The sequence below is a fragment of the Moorena sp. SIO4A5 genome (assembly GCF_010672005.1).
In the GTDB taxonomy this organism is placed as follows: Bacteria; Cyanobacteriota; Cyanobacteriia; order Cyanobacteriales; family Coleofasciculaceae; genus Moorena.
This window is the reverse complement of sequence record NZ_JAAHHZ010000296.1, coordinates 1-5625: the sequence shown is the minus strand read 5'-3', so window position 1 is coordinate 5625 and position 5625 is coordinate 1. Positions and strand designations below refer to the sequence as shown.

Here is a 5625-nt window from a genome sequence, read left to right as displayed (position 1 = left end):
TTGATCTGCGGAATATTCAGAAAGCCATAGCAGATGGCAACCAACGAGCCAAACTAGCATTAGACATTTATATTCATCGATTACAAGCCATGATTGGCGCAATGTTACCCTCCCTTGGCAGCTTAGATGTGCTGGTATTTACCGCAGGCGTTGGAGAAAATTCAGAGGTAGTACGTCAAAGAGTTTGCCAAGGGTTTGAGTTTTTGGGATTGAAACTCGATCAACAGAAAAATTCTTCATCTCCCCTAGACCAAAATATTGCTAGATCGGATTCAGCCGTCCAGGTCTTGGTGGTTCATACAGAAGAAGATTGGGCGATCGCTTCTGAATGTTGGAATTATAGCAAAGGGAATAGGGAGGAAAGTGTGGGGAGTGTGGGGAGTGTTGGAAGAGAACAGGAGAGTTGATGTAGGGTGGGCAGTGCATCACACAGATTCCAAACCTTGCCATCGGGTTACTAGGCACTGCCCACCATCGGATAATATCAAATCCGGGTGTATACTTACTGTTAAGACAGAGCATGGTAAGTTTTATGCCCAAAAGGTTGACCCTGAAGCCCCACCAACAGTTGTGACGCAAAGGAACAGCGATAACGCGCGTGAAAAAGACCCGGTGGGGCTTGCGCCATTACCAAATACTGTGGTTAATGGCCAAAGGTAAAACGACCCTTGAAGTAGCGGAGGTGACTGGCTACTCCTTGCGGTGGATTCGGGTCATTGCTAACCGCTACAACAATTTTGGAGTTGCTGGAGTTGGAGACCAACGCCATCACAACTCAGGTGCGGAACCAATGCTTGATGAAGTCCAACAAGCTCAACTTTTACAAGCCCGTAAGACCCCAGTAAATGAAAGTGGATTGTGGAATGGACGCTTGGAACGCTGATTGGATGAGTCGGGTGCGCTTAGCGTCCAGTGGCTCCGCAACTCCGATGGGAATATCTTAAGCAGATGGAGTACCGACTACGGATACCTCGCCGAAGCTCATGTGGACTCGGACCCCTGGGAGCAAGAGAACTGGAAAAAAAAAATAGCAGAACGAGTAGAACAATTGCGCTCTTTTGCACCCTGATGCCGAGATTCAACTTTGGGCAATGGATGAGCATCGTCTGGGTCTGTTGCCTATGGTAAGACGGCTATGGGTTCCATGGTGGGACATGCAAAGTGCGACCGTGCAATGGCGGTTTCAATGGGTTTGGGTCTATGGGGCAAGTCCATCCGGCTACTGGTCAAACCTACTGGTGGCTAATGCCAAAAGTTAACATCTACCTGTTCAATCAAGTGTTAGCAGACTTTGCTCAACATTTTGGTAATGGGCAACACAAACAGGTTTTGTTGACTATAGACCAAGCGGGGTGGCACAAAGCTAAGCCATGTGAAATGGCCAGAAGGATTACATGTGGAATTTCTGCCTTCTTACTCCCCAACAGTTGCAGCCAGCCGAAAGACTATGGCAATTCCTAGATGAACCAATTGTCAACCGCAGCTTTGAGAAGATTGAAGAGTTGGAGCAGATCATTTGCGCTCGCTGTTGTGTTTTACTCAAGCAGTGCGACTTCATTCGTGGTCTGACCCATTTTCATTGGTGGCAGGCAGCCAAGGCTTAACGATAACTATTTAACCGGATTTGATATAAGTCTTTGATTCGTTCCCACTGGTCATCCCGCAAGGCATAGCGAAGTGTCATGATAGCACGGATCCTGATTGACTCAACTCTCTACATTTATCGATTCTAAACTAGATTGATTCCTATTTGATGACACGCCCTAGGCAGAGATTATTAAAACTTAAGGTTTTCTACAGAAAATACACCGTACAATCCAGCTACTAGACTAGTAACCGGTGCGGAATGTGGGTTCAAAAAACGGAGGAAATAATTAGATAAGCACAGAGTAATTACGTCTTTGTGAGCTTTTTGCGACAGAACCCTTTTTTGTTAGAATCAGATCTTGCACCAGTACAAAAAAACTTAATAACTGAAAGTCGCCAATCAATTTCGATGCCTAAAGAGTCAATTATTATCACTGTTGCCTGTTCCCCGTTCCCTGTTCCCTTACTTAAACGATAGGTTTTAAACAAGCGTGCAAGATCTCAGTTAGATGAATAAACAGCCTAACTCCGTGGACAATCCGCTTCAATCAAAGTCTCCACTGAAAGTAAATAGCCAAGTACTACCACCAGATGAACTTCGTTCTCGCTTCCTGACACTTGCTCTGGTCAACATTCTCTCTAATGTGATGGTTCCCCTATCTGGTTTAGTTGATGCGGCTTTTCTAGGACACTTGGCAGACATTCGCTACCTAGCAGGGGTTGCTCTGGCTACTGTCCTGTTCAACATCCTCTATCGCACTTTCAAATTATTAAGATTGGGAACGACAGGTCCAACTGCCCAAGCCGTAGGACGCTCTGACCAAGATGCAGTTCTGCTAACTCTGTTAAGGAATAGTTTGATAGCTCTGGTAATGGGACTATTAATCCTATTATTGCAGCATCCGTTGCGAGAAGGGGGATTTGCTTTACTCAGTGCCACTCCATCTGTTAAAGCTGCTGGTCTGGATTACTATAATGCCCGCATTTGGGGAGCTCCAGCAGTACTCATTAACTTCGTTATGATCGGCTGGTTTGCGGGTCGGGAGCAAGGGGGAAAGCTATTAATATTATCTGCGGTTGCCAATGGTAGCAATATTTTTTTGGATTACCTTTTAATTGTTTACTGGGGGTGGCAGAGTTTTGGGGCTGGAGCAGCTACAGCAGCCAGCCAATATCTGATGCTACTACTGGGATTAGTCTTGATCTTTTTAGAGGGCTGGTGGGCTAAAATTCCTACCGTTACTAGCTCCATTTTTAATATTGATGAACTCAAAAGCGCAACAAAACTTAATGGAGACCTGTTTGTAGCTCGGTTAGCCTGGGCTGCAACTCTTTCATTATTTACTAATATCAGTAGTACTTTGGGAATTCTAGTACTAGCAGCGAATACTCTAATCGTCGAGATGGTGTACCTCGCTACCGCCTTCCTTCATGGGGTCTCTTTTGCAACTGAAAGTTTAGCGGGAAATCTTTGGGGTGCTGGTATCAAAAAGCAGCTCGTTCCATTAATGCAAATGTCTGGAAGTATAAGCTTGAGCATAGGGCTGGGGTTTGCTTCGATACTGATTGTCTTGCCAGATCCTCTGTTTGGGTTGCTAACCAATCATGGGGAAGTAATTGAGGAAATACATCACTATCTCCTATGGCTACTACCAACTTTAGGAGCCTGGTCTCTCACTTTAATGCTACAAGGATATTTTCTAGGCTTAATCGATGGAGTGGTCATCCGCAATAGTATGGTAAGTGCGATTGTTATTGGATTTATCCCCGCAGCTACTGCTGCTTGGAAATTTCACAACAATCAAACGATCTGGTTAGCACTATTTTTATTCATGGTTGTACGAATGATTATATTGGGAATACAGATACCCAGCAGTCTTAGGGGAAATGAGGCTGAAGGGGTGACGAAATAGCCTGAAACGCTTTAAATGTAAAGTGTTCACCATTTTGTGGTCAAAAAAAGATAGGTCGATTATTTGCAACAAGACCTACCAATTGAAAATGTTACCTGCATTCTACCAAAACCACTTAAGGTGCGCTTTCCTTGTCTTGATGCAGTCGCTCATGGGGGGAACCCCCAAGACCGCGCTGCATCGCTAGGCGAATTAAATTCGCCACGGGTCGCACCTAAAAACTCAACTTAGTAAGTCAGAATACTTATTCCTTTTAATTCTGCTTAGTCTCGTACAGACAATTAAAAACGTAAATTTAGAAAAATTAGCAAATATTTTATCAATTCCCATAAAATTTGAAAGTCGTAGAAAAGCGATGCAGCGCGGTCTTGGGGAGGCAGTGCGGTCTTGGGGGTTCCCCCGGAGACGAAACCTGTTTATTGTGGAGCCAAAATAGTTAGCAGGTTATGCAGAAAAGGGTTAAATATTTGTTAATAGCGATGCAGCGCGGTCTTGGGGAGCCAGTGCGGTCTTGGGGAGGCAGCGCGGTCTTGGGGGTTTCCCCGGAGACGAAACCTTAGACAGTTGAGCCTTTATGGTTGGTAGGCTATGCAGAAAAGGGTTCAAACTTATTGATTAAGGCTCAACTGTCTTACGGTAACTTCAAACCATGAGCGACTGCCGTGGTCTCCCCCATGAGCAACTGGCGTGGTTTCCCCCACTCGCGCTTTGCATCAAGACAAGGCTCCACTATCTTACGGTAACTATCGCCTTTGGCGACGCTTGGCCGTAGGCCACGCCAAAGGCGAACGCGAACAAACCATGAGCAACTGCCGTGGTTCCCCCCACTCGCGCTTTGCATCAAGACAAGAATACAACGATTTTTATGATTGCCTAATCTAACGATTGAAAAAATTTGGTTTCCAATTGTAAAAATCTGGTTATCAACATACTTTACAACTGAACAATTAATTTATGTAGTGATAGATCGCACAAATTGGAGTCGCATAAATTTTATCATGATTAGTATAGTTTGGGATAAAAGCGATGCAGCGCGGTCTTGGGGAGGCAGTGCGGTCATGGGGGGAACCCCCATGACCGCACTGCCGTGGTTTCCCCCACTCGCGCTTTGCATCAAGACAACGCTTTGATATTGAAGAGATGTTCCGAGACTATAAGAGCGGTGGATATAATATGGTAGGCAAAAGTAAAGAGGGTTTTAAAATAATAATATCCCCCCTTGTTAAGGTTCCCCCCTTATTAAGGGGGGCTAGGGGGGATCTCTACTCCCTACTCCCTAAACACTCAATGAAGGTTGATTCTTGACATTTTCCACTAAATTGTCAGCAATCCCAGTCTCAGGAAATGCGCGCTTAATCACATAGGATTCTAACAGTGTGCGCAGCCAACTTGGACACCAGCGACGCCGACAGAACTCCAATAACTTTCTCTCGAAACTCCCCTCTTGAGTTGACCACTTAGCTGGGAGTTGACGATTCTCAATCACCCACTTCCAAATCGACCACATTGAAGGATCATCTTTAGCCAAATTCCACTTTTTGACTTGACGAGAGAACACATCTCGTACAGATTGTTCATTCCATTTAAATACATAAAATGGCACATCATCCTGGTCAAACCGAGTGATCTGTCGAGGATTGAGGAAAGTGATTCTAGAGTTTGGTTCCAAGAAAATTGTCTCCCCTAAATCCGTTGCCTGCATACATAAATCCGTATGACTCGCCAAGCTATCAAAGACTTCATCCAGTTCAATAGACTTGATCAGAGAATGACGAGCTAGGATACAATGAAACTCAATAGAATCTACTGGGGTGCGACGTAAATCCTGCTCAACATCCCGTAATTTAGTAGCGTAGAGCAACTGCTTTTGCTCAAACCACTTTTTACCATGCTTTCTTTGGTGAAACTTGGTTTTAATCCCAGCAACATGTACCTCAATATCAGGAGACCCTGGTTGCCCTTGTAAAATTAGGGGAGCAACGATACCAGCTTGCTCTTGTTCAGCACACTCAACCAAACCTTTTAACCAACCAGGCTCTACAATCACATCATTGTCAATAAAAACAATGTAATCCGCATCCTTAACAAACGGTAGAGCTATGTTACGAGCAACATTGGATCTCAA

At 44.7% G+C, this 5625-nt stretch carries 3 protein-coding genes and 3 pseudogenes; 5 read left to right on the top strand and 1 reads right to left on the bottom strand.

All coding sequences use genetic code 11. The features are described 5' to 3' along the window. The 5 genes and pseudogenes from F6K57_RS35425 to F6K57_RS35405 form a co-directional block, all read left to right on the top strand. A pseudogene (locus F6K57_RS35425) lies at positions 1 to 407 on the top strand (acetate kinase); the annotation flags it as partial. A gap of 182 nt (positions 408 to 589) precedes the next feature. Continuing rightward, positions 590 to 1604: pseudogene (locus tag F6K57_RS35420) on the top strand (IS630 family transposase). Between the two features lie 492 nt (positions 1605 to 2096). Continuing rightward, positions 2097 to 3500, top strand: a complete 1404-nt coding sequence (gntT, locus tag F6K57_RS35415; protein ID WP_293072680.1) for a guanitoxin biosynthesis MATE family efflux transporter GntT — start codon at positions 2097 to 2099, stop codon at positions 3498 to 3500. Positions 3501 to 4187: 687 nt separating this feature from the next. After that, complete coding sequence (locus F6K57_RS35410) at positions 4188 to 4382, top strand: hypothetical protein (protein WP_293072682.1); 195 nt, start codon at positions 4188 to 4190, stop codon at positions 4380 to 4382. Further along, positions 4343 to 4522 (top strand): annotated as a pseudogene (locus F6K57_RS35405) (IS4 family transposase); the annotation flags it as partial. The gene F6K57_RS35410 and the pseudogene F6K57_RS35405, both read left to right, overlap by 40 nt. A gap of 254 nt (positions 4523 to 4776) precedes the next feature. Here the strand turns inward: F6K57_RS35405 and F6K57_RS35400 are convergent. Beyond that, on the bottom strand, positions 4777 to 5625 hold an 849-nt coding region (locus F6K57_RS35400; RefSeq protein WP_293072678.1), incomplete at its 5' end, for a glycosyltransferase.